General features: G+C 74.2%; 26 protein-coding genes and 1 pseudogene. 11 read left to right on the forward strand and 16 right to left on the reverse strand.

Translation table 11 applies throughout. The features are described from left to right. The first annotated feature begins 8 nt into the window (after window positions 1–8). The 3 genes from C1N80_RS01940 (at window position 9) to C1N80_RS01950 (ending at window position 2,022) form a co-directional block, all read left to right on the forward strand. Window positions 9–1,220, forward strand: a complete 1,212-nt coding sequence (locus tag C1N80_RS01940; protein ID WP_137769231.1) for a hypothetical protein — start codon at window positions 9–11, stop codon at window positions 1,218–1,220. A 94-nt stretch (window positions 1,221–1,314) separates the two neighbouring features. Beyond that, entirely contained in the window at window positions 1,315–1,773 is a 459-nt protein-coding gene (locus C1N80_RS01945; RefSeq protein ID WP_240811195.1) for an acyl-CoA thioesterase, read from the forward strand. A gap of 66 nt (window positions 1,774–1,839) precedes the next feature. Continuing rightward, window positions 1,840–2,022, forward strand: coding sequence for a type II toxin-antitoxin system ParD family antitoxin (locus C1N80_RS01950; RefSeq protein WP_137769232.1), 183 nt, complete (start codon window positions 1,840–1,842; stop codon window positions 2,020–2,022). A gap of 25 nt (window positions 2,023–2,047) precedes the next feature. Here C1N80_RS01950 and C1N80_RS01955 read toward each other — a convergent pair whose 3' ends face one another. Both C1N80_RS01955 and C1N80_RS01960 read right to left on the reverse strand, forming a co-directional pair. Then, complete coding sequence (locus tag C1N80_RS01955) at window positions 2,048–3,013, reverse strand: GlxA family transcriptional regulator (protein ID WP_240811196.1); 966 nt, start codon at window positions 3,011–3,013, stop codon at window positions 2,048–2,050. Then, window positions 3,010–3,810: a class I SAM-dependent methyltransferase gene (locus tag C1N80_RS01960; RefSeq protein ID WP_137769233.1), complete on the reverse strand. Its 801-nt coding sequence runs from the start codon at window positions 3,808–3,810 to the stop codon at window positions 3,010–3,012. The genes C1N80_RS01955 and C1N80_RS01960 overlap by 4 nt, the downstream gene beginning before the upstream one ends. A 202-nt stretch (window positions 3,811–4,012) precedes the next feature. Here C1N80_RS01960 and C1N80_RS15375 point away from each other — a divergent pair, with 202 nt between their 5' ends. Continuing rightward, complete coding sequence (locus tag C1N80_RS15375; RefSeq protein ID WP_168197992.1) at window positions 4,013–4,156, forward strand: hypothetical protein; 144 nt, start codon at window positions 4,013–4,015, stop codon at window positions 4,154–4,156. Between the two features lie 12 nt (window positions 4,157–4,168). Here C1N80_RS15375 and C1N80_RS01965 read toward each other — a convergent pair whose 3' ends face one another. From C1N80_RS01965 to C1N80_RS01990, 7 genes are all read right to left on the reverse strand, one after another. Continuing rightward, the gene (locus tag C1N80_RS01965; protein ID WP_137769234.1) at window positions 4,169–5,050 is read right to left on the reverse strand and encodes an aminoglycoside phosphotransferase family protein; all 882 of its coding nucleotides are present in this window, start codon (window positions 5,048–5,050) and stop codon (window positions 4,169–4,171) included. Window positions 5,051–5,081: 31 nt separating this feature from the next. Then, window positions 5,082–5,213 (reverse strand): hypothetical protein, encoded by a 132-nt coding sequence (locus C1N80_RS15875; protein WP_255430897.1) that lies wholly within the window; start codon window positions 5,211–5,213, stop codon window positions 5,082–5,084. A gap of 52 nt (window positions 5,214–5,265) precedes the next feature. Beyond that, window positions 5,266–5,601: a hypothetical protein gene (locus C1N80_RS01970; protein WP_137769235.1), complete on the reverse strand. Its 336-nt coding sequence runs from the start codon at window positions 5,599–5,601 to the stop codon at window positions 5,266–5,268. After that, window positions 5,598–7,313: an ABC transporter ATP-binding protein gene (locus C1N80_RS01975; protein WP_137769236.1), complete on the reverse strand. Its 1,716-nt coding sequence runs from the start codon at window positions 7,311–7,313 to the stop codon at window positions 5,598–5,600. Before C1N80_RS01975 ends, C1N80_RS01970 begins: the two co-directional genes overlap by 4 nt. Beyond that, entirely contained in the window at window positions 7,310–8,335 is a 1,026-nt protein-coding gene (locus C1N80_RS01980; protein ID WP_137769237.1) for an ABC transporter permease, read from the reverse strand. Before C1N80_RS01980 ends, C1N80_RS01975 begins: the two co-directional genes overlap by 4 nt. 1 nt (window position 8,336) lies before the next feature. Then, the gene (locus C1N80_RS01985; protein ID WP_240811197.1) at window positions 8,337–9,338 is read right to left on the reverse strand and encodes an ABC transporter permease subunit; all 1,002 of its coding nucleotides are present in this window, start codon (window positions 9,336–9,338) and stop codon (window positions 8,337–8,339) included. An 86-nt stretch (window positions 9,339–9,424) separates the two neighbouring features. Beyond that, the gene (locus tag C1N80_RS01990) at window positions 9,425–11,062 is read right to left on the reverse strand and encodes an ABC transporter substrate-binding protein (protein ID WP_137769239.1); all 1,638 of its coding nucleotides are present in this window, start codon (window positions 11,060–11,062) and stop codon (window positions 9,425–9,427) included. 297 nt (window positions 11,063–11,359) lie between these two features. Here C1N80_RS01990 and C1N80_RS01995 point away from each other — a divergent pair, with 297 nt between their 5' ends. Both C1N80_RS01995 and pdxH read left to right on the forward strand, forming a co-directional pair. Further along, window positions 11,360–11,659 (forward strand): hypothetical protein, encoded by a 300-nt coding sequence (locus C1N80_RS01995; RefSeq protein WP_137769240.1) that lies wholly within the window; start codon window positions 11,360–11,362, stop codon window positions 11,657–11,659. Window positions 11,660–11,669: 10 nt separating this feature from the next. Then, complete coding sequence (gene pdxH, locus C1N80_RS02000) at window positions 11,670–12,347, forward strand: pyridoxamine 5'-phosphate oxidase (RefSeq protein ID WP_137769241.1); 678 nt, start codon at window positions 11,670–11,672, stop codon at window positions 12,345–12,347. Between the two features lie 10 nt (window positions 12,348–12,357). Here pdxH and C1N80_RS02005 read toward each other — a convergent pair whose 3' ends face one another. Next, window positions 12,358–12,888: a GNAT family N-acetyltransferase gene (locus C1N80_RS02005; protein WP_137769242.1), complete on the reverse strand. Its 531-nt coding sequence runs from the start codon at window positions 12,886–12,888 to the stop codon at window positions 12,358–12,360. A 131-nt stretch (window positions 12,889–13,019) separates the two neighbouring features. On the opposite strand from C1N80_RS02005, the gene C1N80_RS02010 reads away from it, so the two are divergent. Continuing rightward, window positions 13,020–13,469 carry an SRPBCC domain-containing protein gene (locus tag C1N80_RS02010; RefSeq protein ID WP_137769243.1) on the forward strand — a complete coding sequence of 150 codons (450 nt, stop codon included), beginning with the start codon at window positions 13,020–13,022 and terminating at the stop codon, window positions 13,467–13,469. Between the two features lie 10 nt (window positions 13,470–13,479). On the opposite strand, the gene C1N80_RS02015 is transcribed toward C1N80_RS02010, so the two are convergent. Then, window positions 13,480–14,367 (reverse strand): GH25 family lysozyme, encoded by an 888-nt coding sequence (locus C1N80_RS02015; protein ID WP_137769244.1) that lies wholly within the window; start codon window positions 14,365–14,367, stop codon window positions 13,480–13,482. Window positions 14,368–14,430: 63 nt separating this feature from the next. Then, window positions 14,431–15,168, reverse strand: coding sequence for a glutamine amidotransferase (locus C1N80_RS02020; RefSeq protein WP_137769245.1), 738 nt, complete (start codon window positions 15,166–15,168; stop codon window positions 14,431–14,433). A gap of 86 nt (window positions 15,169–15,254) precedes the next feature. Here C1N80_RS02020 and C1N80_RS02025 point away from each other — a divergent pair, with 86 nt between their 5' ends. Together C1N80_RS02025 and C1N80_RS02030 are read left to right on the forward strand one after the other, a co-directional pair. Next, window positions 15,255–16,913 carry a beta-lactamase family protein gene (locus C1N80_RS02025; RefSeq protein WP_240811198.1) on the forward strand — a complete coding sequence of 553 codons (1,659 nt, stop codon included), beginning with the start codon at window positions 15,255–15,257 and terminating at the stop codon, window positions 16,911–16,913. Beyond that, a complete protein-coding gene (locus C1N80_RS02030) occupies window positions 16,910–17,836 on the forward strand; it encodes an aminoglycoside phosphotransferase family protein (RefSeq protein ID WP_137769247.1) in 927 nt (308 codons plus the stop codon). Before C1N80_RS02025 ends, C1N80_RS02030 begins: the two co-directional genes overlap by 4 nt. 646 nt (window positions 17,837–18,482) lie before the next feature. On the opposite strand, the pseudogene C1N80_RS15695 reads toward C1N80_RS02030, so the two are convergent. Together C1N80_RS15695 and C1N80_RS02040 are read right to left on the reverse strand one after the other, a co-directional pair. Next, window positions 18,483–19,223, reverse strand: a pseudogene (locus C1N80_RS15695) (DUF222 domain-containing protein); the annotation flags it as partial. A 101-nt stretch (window positions 19,224–19,324) separates the two neighbouring features. After that, complete coding sequence (locus C1N80_RS02040) at window positions 19,325–19,981, reverse strand: GNAT family N-acetyltransferase (protein WP_137769249.1); 657 nt, start codon at window positions 19,979–19,981, stop codon at window positions 19,325–19,327. A gap of 65 nt (window positions 19,982–20,046) precedes the next feature. On the opposite strand from C1N80_RS02040, the gene pcp reads away from it, so the two are divergent. Beyond that, the gene (pcp, locus tag C1N80_RS02045) at window positions 20,047–20,694 is read left to right on the forward strand and encodes a pyroglutamyl-peptidase I (RefSeq protein ID WP_137769250.1); all 648 of its coding nucleotides are present in this window, start codon (window positions 20,047–20,049) and stop codon (window positions 20,692–20,694) included. Window positions 20,695–21,188: 494 nt separating this feature from the next. Here pcp and C1N80_RS02050 read toward each other — a convergent pair whose 3' ends face one another. Both C1N80_RS02050 and C1N80_RS02055 read right to left on the reverse strand, forming a co-directional pair. Next, entirely contained in the window at window positions 21,189–22,109 is a 921-nt protein-coding gene (locus C1N80_RS02050; RefSeq protein WP_137769251.1) for a rhomboid family intramembrane serine protease, read from the reverse strand. Window positions 22,110–22,149: 40 nt separating this feature from the next. Beyond that, on the reverse strand, window positions 22,150–23,331 hold the full coding sequence (locus tag C1N80_RS02055) for a DNA glycosylase AlkZ-like family protein (protein WP_137769252.1): 1,182 nt from the start codon (window positions 23,329–23,331) through the stop codon (window positions 22,150–22,152). Between the two features lie 135 nt (window positions 23,332–23,466). On the opposite strand from C1N80_RS02055, the gene C1N80_RS02060 reads away from it, so the two are divergent. Further along, window positions 23,467–25,485 (forward strand): MMPL family transporter, encoded by a 2,019-nt coding sequence (locus tag C1N80_RS02060; RefSeq protein WP_137769253.1) that lies wholly within the window; start codon window positions 23,467–23,469, stop codon window positions 25,483–25,485. Window positions 25,486–25,533 lie beyond the last annotated feature (48 nt).

Genomic DNA, 25,533 nt, shown 5'->3' on the forward strand with positions numbered 1-25,533 from the left:
AATGCACCATGCCCAACTCCTCCTCCCCACTGGTGCTCATCCTCCTGAGCGTCGAGCACCTCTCGCCGGAGAGACGGGCGGAGATCGGCACGGTCGTCGACGCCCACCCCCTCCTCCGGCCAGGGAAGGTCGGCCAGGACCCGCCGAGGACACGAGTCGGCTCGACACTCGTTCCCCACCTCGCCCAGCCGGACCTCCCCCTGTTCCTCTTCGGCGGGGAGGGCGCTCGAACCGAGGAGAGCGCCACCTGGATCTTCGAGCTCGAACCCGCATGGATCGTGGTCGGTGGGAGAGGCGACGCAGGGGAGGTCGTTCGCCCGGTGAGCTCCCTGACGATCGTCATCGGCCCCGAGCGGGCCGCCGCATTGGGGGCTCACGGCCTCGAGATCTTCCTCGGCGAGATCGGAGACGCGATCGGAGGCGCCTACGGCTGCATCTTCCCCGAAGCTACCTATGAACAGCTCAATCGCTGGTACGCGGACGGACCAGCCCGTCCCGATCTCTCCTGGGGGCTGGGGAGCGTCTACTGGATGCAGTACCTCGGGCCGGCATTCGTGGAACGACGCCCGGCCCTGGCGCAGCTCGAGCGTTCCACGACGACACCGCGAGGAGCGGTGATCCACCGTGCGACGGAGCAACCCGAACACTCACTCGAGAACTCCGGCAGTCCGCTCGACGGGGAGTGGCGAGCTCCTCTGCTCTCCGCCCTCGGCGAGGACGTCATCCTGATCTCGCTCGAAGAGCGGGACACGATGCCCTCGCTGGAGCACCATGCGTCATTCGACCCCGGGCGGGTCGGCCCTCCAGAGGACCTCGTGCGCCGGATCCGTGAGGACGCGGAGCGACGCCGACGACGACGGGAGGCGGAGTACGACCGCGCCCGGACTCGGCGTCTGCGGCTGGAGGGACGCCGGACCCCTCCTCATGTGCACGGGATGGCGGAGTGGTCCACGAACGTTGACGCCGATGAGGTCCCGCACTTCTGGAGGACGCTGCGAGAACGCCTCGCTCCGGAGATCACCAGCCCTTGCGCGGGTGCTCTTGGCCGGGAGATCGCGAACACGCCGACCAGTGCCGGTGATCGTGTGACAGTGGATTCCCCGCATGGACCGTTCGCCGTGGCCTGGTGGTCCGACGACGAGGAGTCCCTCGTCCTCACCCTCGAAGGGCCCGGCGACCTCGTGGAGCGATGGGAGGACTTCTTCGAAGCAGGCCGATGAAGCCTCAACTTGGGAGGAACGTGCTGGTCACCACACGTTCCGTGCGCAACACCGGCGCCCCGCGACAGCCTCGGCGGCGCTACGCTCCGGCACCATGAACGACGCCTCCGCCGAACCCGTCATGTCCTTCCGCACCCGCAAGTGGGTGCGCCCCGAGGACCTCAACGCGAACGGCACGCTGTTCGGCGGCAGCCTGCTGCGCTGGATCGACGAGGAGGCCGCGGTCTACGCGATCATCCAGCTCGGGCAGCAGCGCGTCGTCACGAAGTACATGTCCGAGATCGTCTTCGTCTCCTCCGCCCGCGAGGGCGACATCGTGGAGATCGGCCTCGTCGCCACCGCCTTCGGCCGCTCCTCGCTCACGATGCGCGCGGAGGCCCGCAACCTGTTCACGCAGAAGAGCATCCTCACGATCGAGGAGATGGTGTTCGTGCACGTCGACGAGCAGGGCCGCCCCGCGCCCCACGGCTTCACCGAGATCACCTACGACCGGGACCGGGTCCCGGCCCGTCACCGCGCCTCCGAGGCGGAGGGAACGTCGGACCGGTCGTGAGCGCCTGCTGAGACTGCCTTCCGGCACCCCTTTCACCGCACCGCTCATCGTCGGTAGTTTCAGGTGATGGCACCGACGAGCACGCCCAGCCGCCCCGAGGATCTCCGCGCCGTACTCCGTTCCGCACTCGAGGCCGGGGAGAACAGCGGCGAGGCGGAGCCCTTCGACGTCGATGCCTTCATCGCCGGCAAGATCGCCGAGACCGACTCGGACCCGCGCGGAGGGCGGAAACCCTCGCTCCACCTGTGAGCAGGCAGGCGACAGCCGCGAGGGCTCACCCCGCCTCGCCGCCGCCGTCGCGGAAGGTCGCGCGGTAGGCGGTCGGGGAGGTCCCGACGATCACGCCGAAGTGCCGCCGCAGGTTCGTGTCCGTGCCCAGGCCCGTGGCCTGCGCGATCCGGGTGACGGTGAGGTCGGTGGCCTCGAGGAGCTCGCGGGCGCGGTCGATGCGGGCACGCAGCACCCACTGCAGCGGGGTGAGGCCGGCGTCGGCCGTGAAGCGCCGGGAGAAGGTGCGCGGGGAGACGTTCGCGCGCCGGGCGAGGGCCGCGAGGGTGAGGTCGCCGTCGAGGTGCTCGAGCGCCCAGGCGCGGGTGCGGGCGAAGTCGTCGCCGAGGGGCTCGGGGATGCTGCGGGGCACGTACTGGGCCTGCCCGCCGCTGCGGTAGGGGGCGCTCACGAGGCGCCGCGCGACCTGGTTGGCGAGGGCGACGCCGTGGTCGCGCCGGAGGAGGTGCAGGCACAGGTCGATGCCGCTCGCGGCGCCCGCGCTCGTGAGCACCTGCCCGGCGTCGACGAAGAGCACGTCGCCGTCGACCTCGACCTGCGGGTACCGCTCCTGGAGGGCGTGCGTGTAGTGCCAGTGGGTGGTGGCGCGCCGGCCGTCGAGCAGCCCGGCGGCGGCGAGGGTGAAGGCGCCGGTGGAGATCGCGGCGATGCGGGTGCCGCGCTCGTGGGCGGCGCGGAGGGCCGCGATCACGGCGGGCGGGGTGGTGACGGTGGCGGGGTCGCGGAACCCGGGGACGAGGATCGTCCCGGCCCGCTCGAGGGCGTCGAGCCCGTGGCCGACGGCGTAGGCGAGGCCGTTCCAGCCCTCGACGGTGCCGGCCCGCTCCGCGCAGACCTCCACCTCGTAGGGCATGCCGGGCCGCTTCGCGAAGACGTGCGCGGCGATGCCGACGTCGAGCGCCTTCGCGCCGTCGAGGACGAGCACCGCCACCCGGTGGTCGGCGCCGGTCACGGGCGGCCGACGATCAGGCGCAGGGACCCGGGGAAGGCGGGGAGGGTGCGCAGGTCCCCGTGCCGGGCGTCCCAGGCCCCGGAGTCGAGGTCCGCGCGCAGGGTGCGCACGAAGCGCTCCTCGACCTCCGCGCCGACGAAGCTCCACGCGGAGTTCGCGCGCCGCGCCCCGGGGTCCAGCAGCATCTCCGGGCGCCCGTAGTACGCCTCGGAGAAGCCGTCGACGCAGGCGAGCGGGATCAGCAGCGCGTGCACCTCGACCCTCCCGCCGAGGCCCTCGCGCAGCGCACCGATCGCGGGGTAGCGACCGGCCTCCGTAGCGATCACCTCCGGGGCGTACTCGGTGATCCACGAGCGGTCCAGGGCCGCGGGATCGCAGGTGAGGACCACGACGGGGCCGCGGGTGACGCGCCGCAGCTCCGCGAGGCCGCCGCGCAGGTCCTGCCACTGGTGCACGGTGAAGGAGGCGAGCGCGGCGTCGAAGGCGCGGTCCGCGAAGGGGAGCTGCTCGGCGACCGCGTCGACCACCGGGGCGGAGCCCGCGGGGCGCTGTGCGCGCATCGCGGCGCTCGGCTCGACGGCGGTGACCTCGAGATGGTCCGGCTCGTAGGACCCGGCGCCGGCGCCGACGTTCACGAGGGTGCGCGCCGGCCCGAGCGCCTCCCGGATCGCGGCGGCGAAGGCCGGCTCGGGGCGACGGTAGCGGGAGTAGCCGGGGCCGATCCGGCCGTAGTCGGCGTCACCGGCGCTGCCGTCGGGGGCCTGGCCGGGGGTCGTCGCGCTGCGTTCGAGGTCCATGACGCCATCCCACTACGGCTCCCCGCCGTGCACCATGTGCCGCGCGGACGCCCACCGCACGGATCGCGCCAACGGCCCGCCGGGCGGGGCTCCGCTACGTTGACCCGATGGAAACGATCCTGCTGGTGCGGCATGCGGAGGCGAACGGCACGACGGGGAGGACCCGCCGCTCGCCCCGCGCGCCTTCGTGGTGGGCTCCTTCGTGGCCCGGGAGCTGGGCGCCCCGCCGGCCGCCTGGATGCAGCTGCCGATCGCGCACGCGAGCCTCACCGAGCTGATGCGCCGGACCACGGGCGAGTGGTCCGTCCTCGGCGTGAGCGACGTCGGGCACCTCGTGGGGATCTGAGGAGCGAGTCCCTCAGGCGAACACGTCGAGCAGGCGGCGGCACTTCGGCGGGTCCCGGGTGAGCCCCTGGTCGAGGCCCCACAGCAGGTAGGACAGGGAGCGGAGCACGATCCAGGCACGGGCCCGCTCCCCGTGGACGCCGGTGCGGCGCGCGAAGAGGTCCACGAGGCGGCGCAACTCGGGGTCGTCCGCCACCTCGTCGAGCCGGGACCAGAGCACCCGGGCGAGGTCGTGCTCGAGGTCGCCGCGCAGCAGCACCGGGTCCACCACGAGCCACGGCTCCCGCTCCCCCGCGAGCACCTGCTCGCAGTGCAGGTCCCCGTCCACGGCGTCCCCTCCCGGCGGCAGGGCGGCGAGCTCGGCGGCGATGCCCAGTGCGATCTCGAGCTGACGCCTCGGCACGGGGCGGCCCAGCCGCTCCCAGTCGCGCGGGAACTCCTCGAGGTGGGCGGCGGCGATCCGGGCGGTCGAGGTCGCGCCGGGCGGCGCCGGGACCGCCATCCGCGCGGCGAGGTCCGCGATGACCGGCACGGCCTCCGCCAGCGGCACCGACTGCAGGCTGCGGGCGGAGAGCCGCTCCAGGATCATCGCGCGGGCCGGGACGTCGGCCTCGAGCAGCCGCACGGTCCCCCGCCCGTCCCACCAGCGCAGCGCCTCCGCCTCGCGGGACACGTCGTCCCCGGGCGGGGCCAGGCGCAGCACGGCCGCCTCGGCGCCGCGCCGCACGGGCACGACCAGGGCGTTCGAGCCGTGGAGCGGGCCGCCGTCGACCTGCAGGTCCCAGCGTCGGCACTGCTCCGCGACAAGGGACGGGAGGCGGTCCAGCCATTCCCGGCCGGCAACGTCGTGCCACCAGCGGGGCATCTCGCGGAAGGCGGCGGGGACGGTGATCATCGGAGCAGACCACCAGGGCGAGCGGCAGGGGTCAAGCGGATTGCCGTCGGCTCACCCGCCACGGGAGGAACAGGCCGGAGAGGATCAGGCCGACGACGCCGACGAGCAGACCGCCGCGCGCCCCGATCCCGGTCGCGACCAGTCCCCCGAGCAGGGCGAACACGGGGGCGGCGCCGCGGGAGGCGAGCGTGAACGCGGTGGTCTCCCGGGTCGGCTCACCCCTCCCAGATCTGGGCGATGTGCTCGGGACCGAACTCGACCACCTGATCAGCGCTGAGGAGCCCCGCCAGGTCCACCGGATCGTTGTCGATGTAGCCGGTGAGACGATCCGCCTCCTTCGCCGTCACCTGCACCCACAGTCGTTCGCCGCGGTCGGAGAGCGGCTCCTCCCAGATGAGCTTCACCGCGTCCCCGACCGCGGCACCACGACGCTGCTCGAGAGGCAGGATCCCGAAGGTCTCGGGATGCTCCCGGTGACGCTCGTCCACGTCGACGAGATGCAGCGCCTCGGCGCGCTTCCAGCGCGGGATGCGCTTCTCCCGCCGTCTCACCGCGCCGTGCCGCCGAACTCCTCCGCGTAGCGCGCCCGCCGCTGCGCCTGCTCGACCGGGTCCGGCACGGGCAGGGAGGCGATGAGGCGGCGCGTGTAGGGGTGCTGCGGGTCGTGGAGCACGTCCGGGCCGTGGCCCTGCTCCACGAGCTCGCCGCGCAGGAGCACGCCGATGCGGTGGGCGAGGGAGTCGACGACGGCGAGGTCGTGGGAGATGAACAGGGCCGCGAAGCCCAGGTGCTCCTGCAGCTCGCGGAACAGCTCGAGCACCGTGGCCTGCACGGACACGTCCAGCGCGCTCGTCGGCTCGTCGGCGATGAGCAGCTCCGGGCCGAGCACGAGGGCGCGGGCGAGGGACACGCGCTGGCGCTGCCCGCCGGAGAGCTCGTGCGGGTAGCGGCGGGCGTAGGCGCCGGGCAGCTCGACGGCGTCCAGCAGCTCCTGCACCTTCGCCTCGCGCTGCGCGGCGCCGAGGCCCTTCTCGTGCACGACGAGCGGCTCGGCGATGCATTCGGCGATCGTGAGGTGCGGGTTGAACGACGTGGCCGGGTCCTGGAACACGAACCCGATGCGCCGGCGCACGGCCCGGAATGCCTTCTCGCGGATCCCGTTCATCTCGTGGCCGAGCACCTGCAGGCTGCCGCCGCTCGTGCGCTCGAGCCCGGCGATCGCGCGGCCGATGGTCGTCTTGCCGGAGCCGGACTCCCCCACCAGGCCGTACACCTCGCCGGCGCGGATCTGCAGGTCCACGCCATGGACGGCGCGGAACGCGGGCCGGCCCAGCCGCCCCGGGTACTCGATGACGAGGTCCTTCGCGGTGACGACGGGCTCCGCCAGCTCGATCGCCTGCTGCCGCTCGGGCGGGAGCGCGCTCCAGGCGCTGTTCCGTCCCAGGTGCGGGACGGCGGCGAGCAGCTGCTTCGTGTAGTCCTGCTGGGGGCTCGCGAACAGCTCGCGGGTCGCGGCCCGCTCGATCACCTTCCCGTGCCGCATGACGGCGACGGAGTCGGAGAGGTCCGCGACGACGCCCATGTTGTGGGTGATGAGGATGATCGAGGTGCCGAAGCGGTCCCGCACGTCGCGCAGCAGGCCCAGGATCTCCGCCTGCACGGTGACGTCGAGCGCGGTGGTGGGCTCGTCGGCGACGATGAGCTCCGCCCCGAGGGCGAGCGCCATCGCGATCATGATGCGCTGCTTCTGGCCGCCGGAGAACTCGTGCGGGTAGCGGTCGATCCGCTCCTCCGGGTCGGGGACGCCCACGGAGGCGAGCGCCTCGACGGCCTCGGCGCGGATCTGCCTGCGGGTGAGCTTCGGGCGGTGCGCGCGGAGCCCCTCGCCGATCTGCCACCAGATCGGGTAGACGGGGTTCATGGCGCTCGAGGGCTCCTGGAACACCATGGAGACGTCCTCGCCGCGCAGGGCCCGCAGCCGGGCGCCGCGCAGGCCCACGACGTCGGTCCCGGAGACGAGCACGGCCCCGGTCGCGTCGGCCGTCTCGGGGAGCAGGCCGAGGATCGAGCGGGCGGTGACGGACTTGCCGGAGCCGGACTCGCCGACCACGGCGAGGATCTCCCCGGAGGCGACCTCGAGGCTCACGCCGTCCACGGCGTGCACGTCGCCGGCGTCGGTCGCGAAGTGCACGTCGAGGTCGCGGATCGCGAGCCGCGGCTCGACCCGTGCGCGGTCCTCGGCGCGAGGCGTGGCGGCGGTCATCGTCGGGCTCCCTTCCGTCGCCGGCGGGAGCGCAGGCGCGGGTCGTCGAGGTCGTTGACGGACTCGCCCACGAGGGTCACGCCGAGCACGGCGGCGACGATCGCGAGGCCCGGGAACAGGCCGGTCCACCAGATGCCGGAGGTGGCGTCCGCCATCGCCCGGTTGAGGTCGTAGCCCCATTCGGCGGCGCTCGTCGGCTCGATGCCGAAGCCGAGGAAGCCGAGCGCGGCGAGGGTGAGGATCGCCTCGGAGCTGTTGAGGGTGAAGATCAGCGGCAGCGTGCGGGTGGCGTTGCGCAGCAGGTGCGTGCCCATGACCCGCCGGTGCGGGGTGCCGATCACCTTCGCGGCCTCGACGAAGGGCTCGGCCTTCAACCGCACCACCTCCGCGCGGATCACGCGGAAGTACTGCGGCACGAACACCACAGTGATCGAGAGGGCCGCGGCGAGGATGCCGCCCCAGGCGCTCGACTGGCCGCCGGAGATGACGATCGACATGACGATCGCGAGCAGCAGGGACGGGAAGGCGTAGATCGCGTCCGCGAGCATGACGAGGATCCGGTCGAGCCAGCCGCCCACGTAGCCGGAGATCAGCCCCAGCAGCACGCCGAGGAACAGGGAGGCGACGACCGCGCAGGCCATGACGGCGACCGCGGTGCGGGTGCCGAAGACGACGCGCGAGAGCACGTCGTATCCGGCGACGGTGGTGCCGAGCGGGTGCGCGGCCGAGGGCGGCTGCTGCGTGCCGAAGGCGGTCCCGTCCGCCGACGTCGCCGCGAAGGGGTAGGGCGCGATCAGCGGGGCGAGCAGCGCCGTGAGCAGGAGCCCCGCGACGAGCACGAGACCCGCGATCAGCATCCCCCGCTGCAGGCCGACGCTGCGGCGCAGGTGGGAGACGATCGGCAGGCGCAGGTACCAGGGGGCGTGGGCGGTCGCGGCGACCGCGCCGGCCTGCACGGCGACGGACTCGTCGCCCTGGAGGCCGCCGTCGGCGCCGGGAGGGGCCGGGTTCGGGATCGTCATGTCAGTACCTCACGCGGGGGTCGATGAGCGCGGCGATCACGTCGACCAGGAAGTTGGAGACGGCGACGATGACGGCGAGCATCATGACGATGCCCTGCACGGCCACGTAGTCGCGGGCCGCCATGTACTCGGCGAGCTGGTAGCCGAGCCCCCGCCATTCGAAGGTGGTCTCGGTGAGCACGGCGCCGCCCAGCATCATCGCGACCTGCATGCCCATCACGGTGATGATGGGGATGAGGGCCGGGCGCAGGGCGTGCCGGGTGGTCAGGCGGGACTCGGCGACGCCGCGGGAGCGGGCGGAGTCCACGTACGGCATCTCGAGCGTGCCGATCATGTTGGTGCGCACCAGGCGCAGGAAGATCCCGCCGGTGAGCAGGCCCAGCGCCACGGCGGGCAGCGCGGCGTGGCGCAGCACGTCGCCGATCAGCGCCGGGTCCCCCAGCCGGATCGCGTCCAGCAGGTAGAAGGGGCTGGGGTTGAGGATCGAGCCCATGGTGCGCTCGCCGCCCGTGGAGAGACGACCCGCGACGGGGAACCAGCCGAGGCCCACGGAGAACACGAGCTTGAGCAGCAGGCCCACGAAGAACACCGGGGTCGCGTAGCCGAGGATCGCGAGGACCCGCAGGGCCAGGTCGCCCCAGCGGTCACGGTTCCGTGCGGCGATCATGCCCAGCGGCACGCCCACCACGAGCGCGACGACGATCGCGTAGAGCACGAGCTCCGCCGTCGCCCCGCCGTACTGCAGCAGGATCGCGGAGACCGGCCGGCCGTCGGTGTAGCTGGTGCCGAAGTCACCGCGCAGCACCCCGCCGAGGTAGTCGAGGTACTGGATGATCAGCGGCCGGTCGTAGCCGGCCTCGGCGCGGCGGGCGGCGAGCTCGTCCGGGGTGAGGCGGCCGCCCAGGGCCGCCGTGATCGGGTCGCCGGTGATCCGCATGAGGAAGAAGACGACCGTCATGAGGATGAGCACGGTCGGGATGATGAGCAGGAAACGGGTCAGCACGTACCGCCCCAGCCCCCCACCGCTCCGTCGGGAGGAGCGGGAGGGGGCGGAGGCGGCGGGCCCGGGCTGCGTCTCGGCGGCCGCGGTCACTTCGACAGCGGGACGAGGCGGAACTTGAAGGAGGAGTCGAGGGTGACGCCCTGGAGGTCCTTCGTGGACACCGCGATCTGCGAGCCCTGCAGCAGCGGCAGGGTCGAGACGTCCGCGGCGACCTTGTCCTGGATCTCGACGAAGGTCTTCTCCCGCTCGGCGGCGTCGGCGATGCCGCGCTGCTTCGCGATGAGGTCCTGCACCTCCGCGTTGTCGTAGTGGTTGACCAGGAAGTTGTCCTTGATGAAGAACGGGGAGAGGTAGTTGTCGGCGTCGGAGTAGTCCGGGAACCAGCCCAGCTGGTACGCGGGGTAGACGTCGGCGGTGCGGTCCTCGGAGTACTGCACCCACTCGGTGGACTGCAGGTCCACGGCGAACAGGCCGTCGGCCTCGAGCTGCGACTTCACCGCGGCGTACTCGTCGCCCGAGGAGGAGCCGTAGTGGTCGGGGTTGTACTGCAGGGACAGCTGCACGGGGATCTCGACGCCCGCGTCCTCGAGACGCTTCTTCGCCTTCGCGGCGTCCGGCCCGCCGGAGCCGTCGCCGTAGAGGTCCTGGAACTGGGTGCCGGCGCCCGGCAGGCCCTCCGGGATGTACGAGTACAGCGGGGTGTAGGTGTCCTTGTAGACGGAGGTCGCGATCGCCTGACGGTCGATGAGGTCCGCCGCCGCCTGCCGCACGGCGAGCGCCTTCTTCTCGTCGGCCTGCTCCGTCTTCGCGCCGTAGGGCTGGGTGTCGAAGTTGAAGACGATGTAGCGGATCTCGCCGCCGGGGCCGTCGTGCACGGCGACCGCGTCGTCCTTCTTGAGGTCCTCGACGTCGGTCGCGGAGAGCGAGCGGAAGACGGCGTCGACGTTGCCCTGCTGCACGTCGAGCTTCATGTTGTTCTGGTCCGCGTAGTAGGAGATCGCGACGTCGGAGGTCTTGGGCGTGCCGTACAGGCCCTGGTAGCCGTCGAAGGCCTGGAAGGAGGCGAGCTCGTTGAGCTTCCACGAGGTCAGCTGGTACGGGCCGCAGAACGCCTTCGCGGAGACGATCTCGTCGTCGGAGAGCACCTTGTCCGCGGGGAAGACCTCGGAGTCGACGATCGGGCCGGCGGGGCTCGAGAGGATGTACGGGAAGGTCTGGTCGTCGGGCTCCTTGAGGTGGAACTCGACGGTGAGCTCGTCGACCACGTTCACCGAGTCGAGGTTCGCGAGCAGGCTCGAGGGGCCGTTCGGGTCGGCGATCGCGACCTGCCGGTCGAAGGTGTGCTTGACGTCCTCGCTCGTGAGCTCGTTGCCGCTCGCGAAGGTGAGGCCGGACTTGAGCTTCACGGTGTAGACGGTGTCCGAGGTGAACTCGGCGGACTCGGCGAGGTCCGGCTCGGGCTTGCCGTCCGTCGAGCCGATCTTGGTGTTGAGCAGGTAGCCGTAGACCTGGGTCCAGACGACGGAGGAGCCGTTGTCGTACGCGGCGGCCGGGTCGAGGGCGGTGACCTTGTCGGTGGTGCCCACGGTGAGCGCGGAGCCGCCGGCCCCTCCCCCGTCGCTGCCGCCGGACTCCGTGGTCTTCGCGCACGCGGCGAGCAGCAGCGGCACGCCTCCCATCGCGATCAGCATCGAACGTCGGCGGGGCGTGAGGGCATCGAACATGGGGTTTCCTCCAGGGGACCGTGGCGCGGGGATGACGCACGCGGGGCAGATGACCGTGTGACGTGGGTCCCACGCCATCGGTGGTGGGGAACGCTAGCACCGGAGCGCGGCCCGGGAGACCGCGGCGGCGTCCTGCGGCACCTTGTTTCCGGATCGTGACGTCCTGTGGCCGTTCATGACATGCGGGCGAACGGGACGGGGTGGGACAGGGGCCGCCCCGGGATCAGACCCCGGGTGGAGCGGTCCGCCCCGCCGGGAGGACGCGACGACCGGGGCCGACGGCGGAGGGTGGGACCCATGAGAACCGCACGCATCGCCACCAGCCGCACCCCCACCCGCGACCAGGGCGCCCTGATCACCTACCGCCCGCTGCCCGAGTCCTACGGCGACGCCGCGCTGCTGCGCGCCGTGCGCCGCGCCCGCCGCCGCGCCGAGGCCGCGGGCCTGGACCCCTCGCTCGTCGAGGTCGACGTGGACGCGCTGCGCCCGGCCCGCCGGCCCCGGCGGGACCGGAGCACCTCCCGCGGCGGCGAGGTCCGGGGCGGCGGGGCCCACCCGCTCGGTGCGCTGCTGCAGCCCCGCCACCGGCACGCCTAGTATCCCGGGCATGACCGACCCGCTCGCCGACTCCCGCACGGACTACCTCGCCGGAGCCCTCGCCGACGACGCCCCGCCGAGCCCCTCCGCCCTGCTCGGCACCTGGATGCAGGAGGCGCTCGACCGGCACGAGCAGGAGGGCGACCTCCCCGACCCGACGGCCGCCGTGCTCTCCACCGTCGCGCTCGACGCGGACGGCTCCCCGCGGCCCCGCTCCCGGACCGTGCTCGTGAAGGGCCTCGGCGAGGACGGCGAAGCGCTCACCGCGACGCTGTACACGAACCGCGACTCCGCGAAGGGCCGCGAGCTGGCCGCCGTGCCGCGGGCGGCGCTGCTCCTGCCCTGGTACGCCCTGCAGCGGCAGGTGCGGATCGAGGGCACCGTCGCGCAGCTCGACGACGACGCCTCGGACGGCTACTTCGCGCGCCGCCCGCGCGCCTCGCAGCTCGGCGCCTGGGCCTCCCGGCAGTCCGCGCCGATCGCCTCGCGCGCGGAGCTCGAGGCGCAGCTCGCGGAGGCCGCCGCGCGCTTCGAGGGGACCGACGTGCCGCGCCCGCCCTTCTGGGGCGGCTACCGGATCACCGCGGAGCGCGTGGAGTTCTGGCAGGGCCGCTCGGGCCGCCTCCACGACCGGATCGCCTACGAGCGCGGGGCGGGCGGCTGGACGCGGGAGCGCCTGCAGCCCTGAGCGCGGCCCCTCAGATCCCGAAGGCGGTCGGATAGCCGACGAGGCCCTGCGGCACCGGGCGCGCCGGGGCGAGGGCCAGGGACATGAACGCCTCGGGCGGGACGTCGAACGGGGCGAGCACCCCGGCATCGGCCGCAGGGGTGAAGCCGAAGCGCGGGTAGTACTCGGCGTGCCCGAGCACGACGACGAGGTTCTCCCCGCCCTGCTCCGCCCGCCGGGTCGCCGCGGCGAGCGCCGCCCGGATCGCGGCGCTCCCGGCGCCCTGCCGCTGGTGCGCGGGCACCACGGCGCAGGGCGCGAGGGCGAGCGCCGGCTCCCCGCCCACGGTGCAGCGGGTGAGCAGCGCCTGCGCGAGGACGGCTCCGTCCTCGCCGGTGGCGACAAGAGACAGTTCGGGGATCCAGGCGGCGTCGTCGGCCCGCAGCGCGTCCACGAGGTCCGCCTCCTCCGCGGTGGGGAAGGCGGCGAGGAGCACCTCCCGGATCGCCGCGGCCTCACGGGGATCGGCAGGGTCCTCGGGGCGCGTGGTCCAGCTGCTCATACGCTCACGCTACCGGCGCGCGTTCCCATCACGACGCGGGGGTGAAGCCTCGGCGACACCTGCTCGAACACCTGTCGACGCCTCCCCGTCGCCCCTCGCCGCGCCCCGGGGGCGCCCCTAGTGTCGGAGCCATGGAGACCGAGCTCGAGCCCACGCCCCCCGGCCTCACCCGCGACGCCGGCTGGCAGCTCGGGGTGCGCCGCACCGTCCCCGCGCACGTCGACGAGGTGTGGCGGCGCCTGCTCTCCGAGTGGCTCCCCGCCTGGCTGGGCGTCGACTCCGTCCCGCAGATGGTCGGGGCCCCGCTGCGCAGCGGCGGTTCGCTGCACGGGCGGATCGTCGGCTGCCACGTGGGCCGCCGGGTGCGGGTGCGCTGGACGCCGCGCACCCTCGACCACGAGACCGTCTTCCAGGTGACGCTGCAGGAGGCCGGCGAGGGCACGGTGCTCGCCGTCCATCAGGAGCGGCTGCTGGGCGCGGCGGAGCGGCAGGCGCTGCTCGAGCACTGGACGACGATGCTCGACGCGCTCGTGGTGCAGCTGCGCGCCGAGCGCGGGACCAGCCAGGACCTGCGCGGCTGACCCTCCGCGCCTAGCCCTCCGCGGCCGGGGCGTGGGTGAGCGCCCCCTCGCCGTCGGCGATCTCGGCGTGCTCGCGCAGCGACTCGATCCGGGCCACGTCCATGTCGACGCGGCCGTCGATGCCGGCGACCTTCCCGTCGAACCGCAGCTGCCACAGCGACCAGTCCTCCTGGTCGGGGCGGCCGGAGTCGGAGAACAGCCAGTCGGGGCGCGCGTCGGTGACGGGCAGCCCGTAGTGGCGGCGCCAGTCGCTCGAGGAGTAGATGACGAGCCTCCGGCCCCATGCCTTCTCGACCGCCGCGGTGAAGGCGTCGATCTCGCGCTGGGCGTCCTCCGCCGAGGGGCGCTCCTCGCAAGCGCCGTCGAACTCGAGGTCCAGGGCCGGCGGGAGCGCGGCATCGTCCGGCGGGGCGGCGGCGAGGAAGTCCCGTGCCTGGTCCGCGCCAGGCGAGCACAGGGTGAAGTAGTGGTACGCGCCGGGCGTCACCCCGGCGGCGCGGGCGCCCGCCCAGTTCTCCGCGAAGCGCGAGTCGGTGAATCCGGCGCCCTCGGTGGCCTTGATGTACGCGAAGCCGATCCCGTCCCCGGCGACGGCCTGCCAGTCGATCTCGCCCTGGTGCGCGGAGACGTCCACGCCGAGCACCTCGTCCTCGCCGAGCTCGAGGTCGCCGGGGAGCTGCGCGAGGGCGGCGGCGTCCTGCGCGGTGGCGGGGACGGTCATGGCGGCGTCGTCGGCCGTGTAGGGGACGGGGACGCTCGCCGCCTCCTCGTCACCGCCGCGAAGCGCGCCGACGACCAGCCGGGTGCATCCGCCGACGAGGACCAGGGCGACGACGGCCACGATCGCCGCGGCGATCTGCCGACGCCGCCGGACCTGCTCGCGAGTGAACCGGGGCACGGGTCGACGCTACCCGAGGTCAGGGCCTCGATCGGGGACCCTGTGGGCACGGACAGGATGGTCTCAGCGGGCGAAGTGCTCCGCGAAGCCGCGCAGCAGCAGCGGCGCATCGTCCGCGTGCTGCTGGCCGAGGGCCCCGAAGAGCTCGTCCATCTGCTCCGGGTCGAAGTAGCCGTGCTCCTGGTAGCGGGCCGCGCGCTCGAGCAGCAGCGGCACGTCCATCTCGGGATGGAACTGGGTCGCGTACTGGCGGGTGCCGATGCGGAACATCTGCACGGGGCACGCCTCGCCCGTGGCCAGCACCGTCGCCGCGGCAGGCAGGGTGTGCACGGCCTCCTTGTGGCCGACGAGCCCGGTGAACACCGGCGGCAGCCCCGCGGCGCGCACGAGCGGATCGGCGAGGCCCTCCTCGGTGAGCGCCACCTCCACGGCGGAGAGCTCCTCGCCGTAGGTGCGGTCGATCCGCGCGCCCTGGTGGGTGCCGAGCGCGCCCACGCCGTAGCAGGCGCCGAGGAAGGGCAGGTCCTGCGCGATGACCTGGTCGAGCACGGAGAACAGCTTCGGCTCGGTCGCGAGCTCGAGCGCGGACTTCGTCTCGGCGGGCTCGGAGACGGTGAAGGGGCTGCCGGCGAGGATGACACCGGAGACCTCGTCCGCGCGGAGCACGGGGGCCTCCTCCTTCTCCAGGCGCACGCGGCGCAGGTCCCGCTCGTCGAGGCCGGTGAAGCGGAGCACGGACTCGTGCTCGCGCTCGGCGACGTCGTCCTCGGGGCGGGTGGAGATCAGCACGAACGGTTTCACGGAAGAATGCTAGACCCGACGGCGGCATGCCCCGCCCCGCCGCCGTCCCGCCTGCTGACCCACCCCCCGCGCCGAAGGAGCCCGCCGTGCCGGAGAGCACCCCTCCGTCCCTCTCCCCCGCCCCCGAGGGCACGACCGCACCGTCCCTGAGCAGGGACGCCGTGCGGGACGTCGCCGCGATCCTCCCCGGGTGGCTGGAGACCGTGCGCCACCTGCACCGGCAGTCCGGCATCCAGGCGGCGATCTGGCACGACGGCGAGCTCGTCGCCGAGGTCGCCGTGGGCCCGGCGGACGCCGAGGCCGGCATCGACCTGCTGCCCACGCACCGCCTGCGCATCGCCTCGCACTCCAAGACGATGACCACGCTCGCCGTACTCCGGCTCGCCGAGGAGGGCGCGCTGCGCCTGGACGACACGCTCGGCGCGCACGTCCCCGAGCTCGCCGGCTCCCCCGTCGCCGCCGCGACCCTCCGCGACCTGCTCGCCCATGCGGCGGGACTGTCCCGCGACAGCGCCGACGCCCGCTGGTGGCGGCTCGGACGCCCCTTCCCCGACCGCAAGCAGCTGCTCGCCATCGCCCGCACCGAGCCCCTCGCGGCCCCCGCCGGCACGCACCTGCAGTACTCGAACATCGGCTACGGGCTCGTGGGGCTCGTCATCGAGGCAGTGACCGGGGAGGACTTCGCCGCAGCCGTCACCCGCCTCGTGATCGACCCGCTCGGCGTCGAGGACATCGGCCCGGACCTCCCCGCGGACGCCCCCGGCCCCGAGACGCCCCACGGCTTCGCTCCCGGGCACACCTCGCTGCTCCACGGGCCGCGGCGGATCGTCGAGCAGGTCCCCACCGGCGCGCTCGCCGCCGCGACCGGCTTCTGGGCGACGGCCGGCGCGATCGCGACCGTCGCGGGCCGCGCCCTCACCACCGACGCGCTGCTGGGGGAGGACGCGCGGCGCGCCATGCGGCGGCGCGTGTGGACCGTCGCCGAGGGGCGGCACTACGCGCTGGGCCTGCAGCAGGGACGCCTGCACGGCTTCGAGGCCGTCGGCCACTCCGGCGGGTTCCCCACCGGCCTGTCGCGCACCTGGGCGGTGCCCTCGGAGCGCCTCGCCGTCTCCGTGATCGGCACCGCCGTGGACGCCCCCGCCTCGGAGATCGCGGCGGGGCTGCTGGGCCTGCTCGCCCTCGCCGCGGGCCGGCCCGCCCCGCAGGCCGACGCGGCCGAGGCGCCCGGCGCGCAGGGCGGCGGAGGCTCGGGCCGGCCGCGCCCGCTCCCGCTCGCCGAGCAGGAGGACGCCGAGCAGGAGGGTGTCGGGTCCCTCACCGCCGGGGAGGTCGCCGATCTCGCGGCCGGGACCTACGACTCGCTGTGGGGCCGCACCCGGGTGGCGCGCCTGGGCGGGCGGCTCTTCGCGCTCGACGACGCGGCCTTCGACCCCGCCGCGGGGGCCCTCGAGCTCGCGACCGCGGGCGGCGCGGCGGACCCATACGAGCCCGGCGCGCGCACGATCGCGCTGCGCACCTGGGGAGATCCGGGCTACGGCACCTGGGCGGAGCCGATCCTCGTGCGGCTCGAGACGGTGGACGGGCCCGGTCCGGGAGAAGGCACCGACGGCGCCCCGACGCTCCGCTGCCGCGGCCTGATCCGCAGCGGCCAGCTGCAGACCGCGAGCGCCGAGTTCACGATGCCGGAGCGCGTCACCCGGCCCGAGGAGGGGCAGGGGCCACCTGGGGAGGGACGCCGATGAGCCCGTCGGAGCTGCTCGTGCTGGGCAGGCCGCTGCCGCCGCTGCTCGCCGCGAACACCCACGCCCCGGTGGCCGCCTGGCGCGAGGGCCTGCCCACGCTCGTGCCCGCCGCGCTCGAGGAGTGGTCGCTGAGCGCCGGGGATCCGTACCTCCCGGGCGGCTCCGCCTCCTGGGTCGCGCCCGTGCGGGACGCCGAGGGCAGGCGTCTGGTGCTCAAGGTGACCATGTCCCATGACGAGGCCCGGGACGAGGCCGCCGGGATGACCGCCTGGCAGGGGCACGGCGCCGCGACGGTGCTGCGCAGCGAGGAGCGGGGCTCGACGACCCTGCTGCTCATGGAGGAGGTGCGCCCGGGGACACCGCTCGCCGAGCTCCCTGATCCCGCCGCGCAGGACGAGGCGTTCGCCGCACTCGTCACGCGGCTCCACGTCCCTGCGCCGACGGGCGGCCCGTTCCGCCCCCTCGCCGACATGTGCGCGTGGTGGGCGGACGAGGCGCAGGAGCGCCTGGACCGCATGCCCGGCCTGCTCCCCGCGCACCTGGTGGCCCAGGGACTCCGCCTCTTCCGCGAGCTGCCCCGGGAGTGGGACGGCGAGCCGGTGCTGCTCGCGACCGACCTGCACCCCCACAACATCCTGCGGCGCGAGCACGGTGGGACGGGCGAGGACGGCGACTGGGTGCTCATCGACCCCAAGCCCTACGTGGGCGATCCGCACTACGACCTGCTGCAGTACCTGCTGAACCACGAGCAGCGTCTGCTCACGGACCCCTCGGGACTGGTGAGGGATCTGGCGCGGCGCACGGGTCTGGACCCGCACCGCGCTCGGGACTGGATGTTCGCCCGCTGTGTCCAGGAGGCCGGCGAGATGGACTCGGCCGCGGAGATCGCCCTGCGCCTCGCGGAGGAGGAGGGGGCGGGCTGAGCTGAGGAGATGAGCTGAGCCCGACCCCACGCGCAGGCGCCGTGAACCGCGTGGGCGTGGTGGTGCGCCGGGCGAGGCTCGCGCTCGTCCACGTGACCTGGTGCCCGGCGCCGGCATCCACGACTCCGTGCTCGTCGGGCTCCCGCTCGACCGACACCGCGTCCTCCTCCTTCCGCTGGCAGCGTGCGCACAGGCCCTCCCCGTTGGCGAGGGTGGTCGGGCCGCCGGCGGCGACGGGCAGGATGTGGTCGTACTGCCGCACGGGGGCGTCGCAGAACGGGGCCCGGCAGGTCGTGTCCCACCAGTGGAGGAACCGCCGCATCGACCTCGGGAACAGCCGCGCCCGGGACTCGCCCGCCACCAGCTCCCCCGTGACCGGATGGGTGAACAGCCGCCGTAGCAGGGCGCCGCGCTCGGTCCCCTCGGCGAGCGCCTCCCGCAGGGGTCCCCGGAGGGCATCGGCGGGGACCGCCCCGTAGCCCTCGATGTGCGCGACGTCCCCGAGGTCCGGCGAGAGCAGCGCCCGTTCGGTGATGATCACGCCGACGTCCAGCACGACGGGATCCATGGCGTCCTCGCGGCCCAGCAGGGTGGCGACCAGGGACTGCGCCATGATCCGGCCGTGACCGCGACGGTCGCCCTGGGCGCGCAGACCCTCCGCCTCGAGGGAGAGGCGCTTGCGGATCGCGGCGGCCTCGAGACCGGGCAGCCGGGCGGAGAGGGTCGCCATGCCGTGCTCGCCCGGCGTGACGCGCACGTGCTGCTCGTCGAGCGCGCGGGCGTGCCGCCGGCCCGCGGCGAGCGGCTCGATCTGCTCCACGAGCGTGGAGATCTCGCGCCGCCAGCGGCGGTGCCCGGCACCGTTGAGGTACGGCGCACGCTCGGCGAGGGCCGCGTCGAGGTCGCGCCGCTGCTCCGGCTCCAGCACCCGGGCCACGGTCGCGGCGTCCCCGGCCACGCGGGCGGTCACGGCGCCGGAGCCGAGGGCATGGAGCATCTGCGGCATGTCCTCGACCAGGCGGCGCGCCGAAGCGAGCGACAGCGCGGCCTGCGCCGGGGAGCTGCGCAGGATCATCGAGGCGTCGCGCACGGCCGCCCGTTCGGCCCCCGCGGCGACCGCCTCGAGGTCCGGATCTCCCGCGCCCTCCTCCTCCCGCGCCGCGCGCTCCCGGGCCTCCGCGAGCCGCTCACGCCGCAGGGCGTCCGCATGGATCACGCGGGCGCGCACGTCGAGCGCGTCGAGCCGGGCGCGGACCTGCGCGGAGGCCCCGAGCAGCTGCGCCGCCCCGGCGGAGGTCATCCCCGCGGCGACGTCGGGCAGGGGGGACCCCAGGGTGTGGGCGAGGTCCACGAGGACCTCGGACACGGGCTGCACAGGAGTGGTCATGCCCCCATCCCACGCCGGGCGGGAAGGGGAGCAAAGCACGCTCCACGAACTGTGGACCAGGAGGCGATGGGGAGGAACGATCGCGCCGCCCGAGCCCGCCCTCAGGCGCCGAGCAGCGCCCGCAGCTCCGGACCGACCCCCTCGACCTCCACCTCGACGGCGGGGCGCACGACGGTCCCGGGCGTGACGACGAAACGCTGCAGGGTGAGGGCGCGGCCGTCCTCCGCCGTCACCTGGGTGCCGTTGTCGACGTACCCGCACGCCCGCGAGACGCCGAAGGAGCGGTCGTTGCCGAGCACCGCGGAGGACTCCGCGCGCACCGCGCCCAGGTGGTCGAAGGCGAGCACGAGCATCGCCTGCCGCATGAGCTTGCCGTAGCCCCTGCCGTGCTGGTCGAGGGTGAGCCACGAGCCGGAGCCCACGGTGCGCCGCACGGCGAAGTCCCTGGCCGCGAGGTCCTGGCAGCCGATCATCTCGTCCCCGGCCCACACGCCGAGCGGCAGCGACCAGTCCTCGGCGCTCAGCTGGGCGCGCAGCCGCCACTGGAAGCGCACGGCCTCGCGCACCCGGGCGTCCGGGTCCACCGCGTACCAGGGGAAGACCAGGTCGGACTGCGGGTCCTCGAAGATCGGCCGACGCAGCAGCGCCGTGTACTCCTCGAGGTCCGCGTCGCGCAGCACCCGCAGCGTGAGGTCACCGGCGCGCACGGAGAGCGCGAAGGGCGGGTGGAGGAGGGCGAGGGCGTCCGGCTGCGTCATCGCGCCAGGTTACGGACCTCGGCCCCGGGCGGCGAACGGATTCCGGTCCCGGCTACGGTGCCGTCATGAGCTCCTCCCCCGCGTCCCCCGCCTCTCCCGACTCCCCTGTTCTCCTCACGGGCTTCGCGCCCTTCGACGGGGCCGCGAGCAACCCCTCCTGGGAGGCCGTGCAGGAGGCGGCCGCGCAGCTGCGCGGGCGCGGCGTCGCGGTCGAGGCGCGGGAGCTGCCGGTGGTCTTCGACCGTGCGGGGGACCTGCTCGCCGCCGCGATCGAGGAGCTCGCACCGCGGCTCGTCATCGCCGTCGGGCTCGCCGACGGCCGCGCCGCGATCACCCCCGAGCGGGTCGCGATCAACGTGCGTGACGCGCGCATCGCCGACGAGTCCGGGGCCGCGCCGGTGGACGAGCCGGTCGTCGCTGGCGGGCCCGTCGGCCGCTTCTCGACGCTGCCGATCAAGGCGATGGTCGCCGCGGCGGCCGCGACCGGCGTCCCGGCCGCCGTCTCGCAGACCGCCGGCACCTTCGTGTGCAACGACGTCTTCTACCGGGTCCTCGAGGCGCTCGAGGGGACCGGGGTGCGGGGCGGCTTCGTCCACGTCCCCGCGGCCCGCACGGTGCCCGTGCCGCAGGCCGCGAGGGCGCTCGTCGCGATGGTCGAGACCGCCCTGTCCACGACGGTGGATCTTCACCGCAGCGGCGGCGCCGTCCACTGAGGAGGGGTCCTCGAGGGGTGATCGTCCACACCCGCACCAGTTGTCCACAATCTTCTCCACAGTGGTGGACGAATGACAGACCTGTAGTTCCGCAGGTGCGGCGGCTGGGGACGACGACGGCCGGGCGTGTCGCGATCAGGGTGGTGCATCGTCCGTCCACAACCCCGACAGGGAGCGGCTTGACAGGGCGCCGAACACGGTCCTGGCAGGTCACGGGCCCATTCCAGGCACAAACCCTGAAGTTCCGCTTGATGGTCCGAGAGCTGCCGAGGCAGGCGGGATCACATCGGTGACGCTGTGGAGGAACGGATCGAGGGCGGTGAGGGCGACCCGGGGGGCCGTTTGTCCCCACCGTCCGTCCACAACGGAGGCCCGTTCGTCCACACTCTCAGCCGGTCATCCCCCGACCTCGCGCAGTTGTCCACAATCGTGTCCACACTCTGGGGATAGTCACACCGTTGTGATTCCCCAGGTGGCCGGGAGAGGGCCCGCGCTCAGGCGATCGCGCTGACCATCGCGACGCGCACGATGACGAGCAGCACGCACACGAGCACACCTGCACCGATCACCGCGGCGTGCACGAAGGCGGAGCGCCGCGCGATCGAGGCGCGGTCCGCGACGGGGCTGAGCTTGGGGCGCAGGGCGAACATCGTCGCGGTGAGCGCACCGCCCATGACGAGGCCGCCCAGGTGCCCCTGCCACGAGATCCCGGGGTTGAGGAAGGTGACGGCGAGGTTCAGGCCGATCAGCACAAGGATCTGCGCGACCTGCCCGCCGAGCTTGCGGTTCACCACGAAAATGGCCGCGAACAGGCCGAACACGCCGCCGCTCGCCCCCACGGTGCCGCTGTACCAGGACTGCGAGAGCGGGTCCGTCAGCATCAGCACGGCCGTGTGGCCCGCGAGGATCGAGACGAGGTAGACCGCGGCGAAGCGGGCGCGGCCCATGGTGCGCTCGAGGTACTGCCCGCACACGTACAGCGCCCACATGTTCAGGGCGAGATGCAGGATCCCGCCGTGCAGGAAGCCGGACGTGAGGAAGGTCCACGGCATGGCGATCGCGCGGAACGGGGCGAACATCGCCCACTGCTCGACGAGCCCGCCGGAGAGCGCCTGACCGGCGTAGGCGAGCACGCACAGCGCCATGATCGTGTAGGTGACGATCGGGGTCTGCGGGCCCATCCGGCCGCCGAGGGCGTTGCGCGGGCGGGTCTGCGCCTGCTGGCGCTCCACGTCGCGGGCGCAGTCCACGCACAGCACGCCCACGGAGGTGGGCCGCTGGCAGTCGGGGCAGGCGGGACGGTCGCACCGCTTGCACCGCACGTAGCTCACCCGATCGGGGTGGCGGGGGCAGACGGGCTGGTCCTGCGGCTGCGAGGCATCATCGGCGCTGTAGCCGTAGGTCGGTCGCTCCATGGAGACATTCTCCACGAGCGGCCTGGACGCGGAGTGGGCCTCAGCCGCCGACGGCCGGGAAGCGCTCGTGGAGCCGCGTGAAGCGCGTGAGCTGCGGAGCGGTGAGCGGCGTGAGCTCCTCGATCTCGAGCCGGCGCCGGGCGCCGCTGCCCGCCCGCCTCCAGGTCCCCACGATCTCGCCGCGTCGGATCGCCGGCCGACGGAACACCCCGTTGCCGCCGGGCACGAGCGCCTCCACGCGCGCCTCGTCCCCGAGGAATCCGCGGTCCCGGTAGCCGAGCACGAGCTCGTCGAAGCCGGGCAGCAGCAGCTCGGCCATCGCCTCCTTCTCCCGCTCGGCGTACTCCTCGACGAGGCCGGCGCGGAACCAGCGCTGCTCCCCGTCCCCGCCGCGCGCGTCCTCGGCGCGGGCGTGGAGGCGGCCGTCGCGGTCCGCGTAGCCGCTCTCGAGCTCGCGCGTGGCCGCGGGCCAGGCCGCGCGGATCTCGCCGAGGGTGAGCTTGCTCCACCAGGCGAGGTCGCGCTCGGTCACGGGGCCACGGCTCGTGACGTACCGGCGGGCGAGCTCCGCGACCGCGGCGACCCGGTCCCCGCCGAAGGCGCCCTCGAGGTCGCTGCCCGCGGGCAGCCAGCGCCGCGCGAGGACGACGGCGGTGTCCCCGTCCCGCCAGGGCCCGTAGGCGGCGACGCCGAGCGCGACGAGGTGGGAGAGCAGGTGGTAGCCGCGGCCCTTCGCGGTCGCGAGGCCCGCCGCCTCCCATGCCGCGAGGAGCTCCGCGCGGGGCACGCCGCGGCCCGTCCCGGGAGAGGAGCGCGGCCCCGCGACCTCCTCGAGCACCGCGCGGGCGCGGTCCACCTGGTCCTGGTCGAGGCCGAGCGCGGGGCGCCGCGCGACCTGGGCGCGCAGGGGCCCCGCGGCGCACAGCTCCGTGATCCAGGCGAGGGAGTCCGCGGCGACCACGAAGACGGTGCCGCGCATGGGGTAGCCGCGCACGATCTCGCCGCGGTCGAAGGCGTCGAGCACCTGCTGCACGGCGGCCGTCCCGGTCCGGGCGCGCGGCGCGCGGCTGCGCAGGGCGAGGGAGGAGACGGCGCCGGGGAGGTCCTGCCCCTGGTGGGCGGCGAAGGAGCGCGCGACCTCGACCGGGGTGGGCGGGGCCCCGTCGGGGGCGAGGAGCCCCTGGGCGAGCAGGCGGGCTCCGACGAGGTGGCGCGGGGTCATGCCCGGAGGCTACCCGCGGCGCCTCGCGCGCACCCCGTCACAGGGCGGATCCATCGAAGGATTGATCCGCTCCGACCTGCACGTTCCTAACCTCGAAGGGTCGCTTCACCGCTCGCTCGCCCCGGAGGTCCCCTCGTGTCCCGTCTGCTCACCGGCCGCCGCTCCGCCCCCGTGCTGGTCGGCCTGTTCCTGCTGCTCGCCCTCGCGGCGATCGGCCTGCTCAAGGGCTCCGGCCCGGTCGCGGGCATGGACGCCGTCCCCGACTCCTTCGAGTCCTCCCGCGCGGCGGCGCTCGTCGCCGAGGCGGACGCCGACGGCCGCGACCAGCTGCTCGTGGTCCTCTCGCGGGCCGACGGCGGCGAGCTCACCAGCGAGGACGCCGCGGACGTCGAGACCCTCCGGACCGCCCTCGCCGAGGAGACCGGCGCCGAGGCCCTCGGCCCGATGCCGTCGGAGGACGGGAAGGCAGATCTCCTCGTCGCCTCGATCCCCTCGGACGCGTCGAAGGACGCCGCCGATGCCCAGGTGGAGGAGCTGCGCACCCTCGCCGGCTCCACGGCCCCGGAGTCCCTGAGCGTCGAGATCACGGGCGGCCCGGCCGTCGCGGCCGACGTGCGCGGCGCCTTCGCCGGGGCGAACTTCACGCTGCTCGCCGTGACCATCGCGGTGGTCGCCGTGCTGCTCCTGCTCACCTACCGCTCCCCCGTGCTGTGGATCCTGCCGCTCGCGGTGGTGGGTCTCGCCGAGCGCGTCACGATGGGCCTGCTCGACGTGCTCGGTGAGCGTGCCTCCCTGGCCTTCGACGCGGGCGTGGTGAGCGTGCTGGTGTTCGGCGCGGGCACGAACTACGCGCTGCTGCTCATCTCCCGCTACCGCGAGGAGCTGCACCGGCACGAGGACCACCGCGCGGCTCTCGCGGCCGCCTGGCGCGGCACCGTGCCCGCGATCCTCGCCTCGAACGCGACGGTCGTCATCGCCCTGCTGAGCCTGCTGCTCGCCGTCATGCCCGCCGCTCGCGGCATCGGCATCGCCGCCGCCTGCGGCCTGGTCATCTCCCTGGTCGCGGTGCTGTTCCCGCTCACGGCGCTGCTCGCCGTGGCCGGCCGCCGGGTGTTCTGGCCGCTCGTGCCCCGCCCCTCCGACGAGGCCCCCGACGCCGCCCCGCACGGGGTCTTCGCCCGTGCGGCCCGCGGCGTGGTGCGCCGCCCTCTGATCAGCGTGCTCGGCAGCCTGCTCGTGCTCGGCGTGCTCTCCACGGGCCTGATCGGCATGCGGGTGGGTCTCGCGCAGGACGAGCAGTTCGCGACCGCGACCGAGGCGCAGGCCGGCTTCGACACCCTCGCCGCGCACTACGGCGCCGGCCAGGGATCCCCGCACACGGTCGTCGTGCCCACCGCGGAGCTGGACGCGGTGACGACGGCCGCCGAGGGCTCCGCGGGCGTCGTGAGCGTCTCCCCCACCGGGACGACGCCCGAGGACAGCACCGTGCTCAGCGTCGTCGGCACGGCGTCGCCGGGCTCCGCCGCGGCGCTCACCGAGGTGCGGGAGCTGCGCGCCGCGGTGCACGGGGTCGCTCCGGACGCCCTCGTGGGCGGGCCGAGCGCCGAGGCGCTCGACGTGCGCGAGGCGTCCTTCCGGGATCTCGCCGTGGTCGCCCCGGCGATCCTGCTGGTGGTGCTCGTGGTCCTCGCGCTGCTGGTCCGGGCCCTGGTCGCGCCCGTGCTGCTCATGCTCGTGAACCTCCTCAGCGCGGTGGCCTCGATCGGCCTCGGGCTGGGGGTGGGGCGCGCGCTGCTCGGCGTGGAGGCGCTCGACGTCACGGTCCCGCTGCTCGCCTTCCTGTTCCTCGTGGCGCTCGGCGTGGACTACACGATGTTCCTCGTCCACCGCGCCCGGCACGAGGCCGCCGGGCACGGCACGGCGGAGGGCATGGTGCGGGCGGTCGGCGCGACGGGCGTGGTCATCACGAGCGCGGGTGTGGTGCTCGCCGCAGTGTTCGCGGCGCTCGGCGTGCTGCCGCTCGTGGTGCTCGGTCAGCTGGGGCTGATCGTGGGGCTCGGGGTGCTGCTGGACACCGTGCTCGTGAGGACCGTGCTGGTGCCGGCCCTGTTCGCGCTCGTCGGCGATCGGATGTGGTGGCCCTCGCGGCCCTGAGCGCCGAGTGCATTCCGCACCGACGGAGTGATCATCGCAGGCCAGGGC

It is taken from the genome of Brachybacterium sp. SGAir0954, assembly GCF_005490785.1.
In the GTDB taxonomy this organism is placed as follows: domain Bacteria; phylum Actinomycetota; class Actinomycetes; order Actinomycetales; family Dermabacteraceae; genus Brachybacterium; species Brachybacterium rhamnosum.

Coding starts and splice junctions, on each gene's coding strand:
- C1N80_RS01940 (WP_137769231.1), top strand. CDS start 9: ATGCCCAACTCCTCCTCCCCACTGGTGCTCATCCTCCTGAGCGTCGAG.
- C1N80_RS01945 (WP_240811195.1), top strand. CDS start 1,315: ATGAACGACGCCTCCGCCGAACCCGTCATGTCCTTCCGCACCCGCAAG.
- C1N80_RS01950 (WP_137769232.1), top strand. CDS start 1,840: ATGGCACCGACGAGCACGCCCAGCCGCCCCGAGGATCTCCGCGCCGTA.
- C1N80_RS01960 (WP_137769233.1), bottom strand. CDS start 3,810: ATGGACCTCGAACGCAGCGCGACGACCCCCGGCCAGGCCCCCGACGGC.
- C1N80_RS01965 (WP_137769234.1), bottom strand. CDS start 5,050: ATGATCACCGTCCCCGCCGCCTTCCGCGAGATGCCCCGCTGGTGGCAC.
- C1N80_RS01975 (WP_137769236.1), bottom strand. CDS start 7,313: ATGACCGCCGCCACGCCTCGCGCCGAGGACCGCGCACGGGTCGAGCCG.
- C1N80_RS01980 (WP_137769237.1), bottom strand. CDS start 8,335: ATGACGATCCCGAACCCGGCCCCTCCCGGCGCCGACGGCGGCCTCCAG.
- C1N80_RS01990 (WP_137769239.1), bottom strand. CDS start 11,062: ATGTTCGATGCCCTCACGCCCCGCCGACGTTCGATGCTGATCGCGATG.
- C1N80_RS01995 (WP_137769240.1), top strand. CDS start 11,360: ATGAGAACCGCACGCATCGCCACCAGCCGCACCCCCACCCGCGACCAG.
- pdxH (WP_137769241.1), top strand. CDS start 11,670: ATGACCGACCCGCTCGCCGACTCCCGCACGGACTACCTCGCCGGAGCC.
- C1N80_RS02005 (WP_137769242.1), bottom strand. CDS start 12,888: ATGAGCAGCTGGACCACGCGCCCCGAGGACCCTGCCGATCCCCGTGAG.
- C1N80_RS02010 (WP_137769243.1), top strand. CDS start 13,020: ATGGAGACCGAGCTCGAGCCCACGCCCCCCGGCCTCACCCGCGACGCC.
- C1N80_RS02030 (WP_137769247.1), top strand. CDS start 16,910: ATGAGCCCGTCGGAGCTGCTCGTGCTGGGCAGGCCGCTGCCGCCGCTG.
- C1N80_RS02040 (WP_137769249.1), bottom strand. CDS start 19,981: ATGACGCAGCCGGACGCCCTCGCCCTCCTCCACCCGCCCTTCGCGCTC.
- pcp (WP_137769250.1), top strand. CDS start 20,047: ATGAGCTCCTCCCCCGCGTCCCCCGCCTCTCCCGACTCCCCTGTTCTC.
- C1N80_RS02050 (WP_137769251.1), bottom strand. CDS start 22,109: ATGGAGCGACCGACCTACGGCTACAGCGCCGATGATGCCTCGCAGCCG.
- C1N80_RS02055 (WP_137769252.1), bottom strand. CDS start 23,331: ATGACCCCGCGCCACCTCGTCGGAGCCCGCCTGCTCGCCCAGGGGCTC.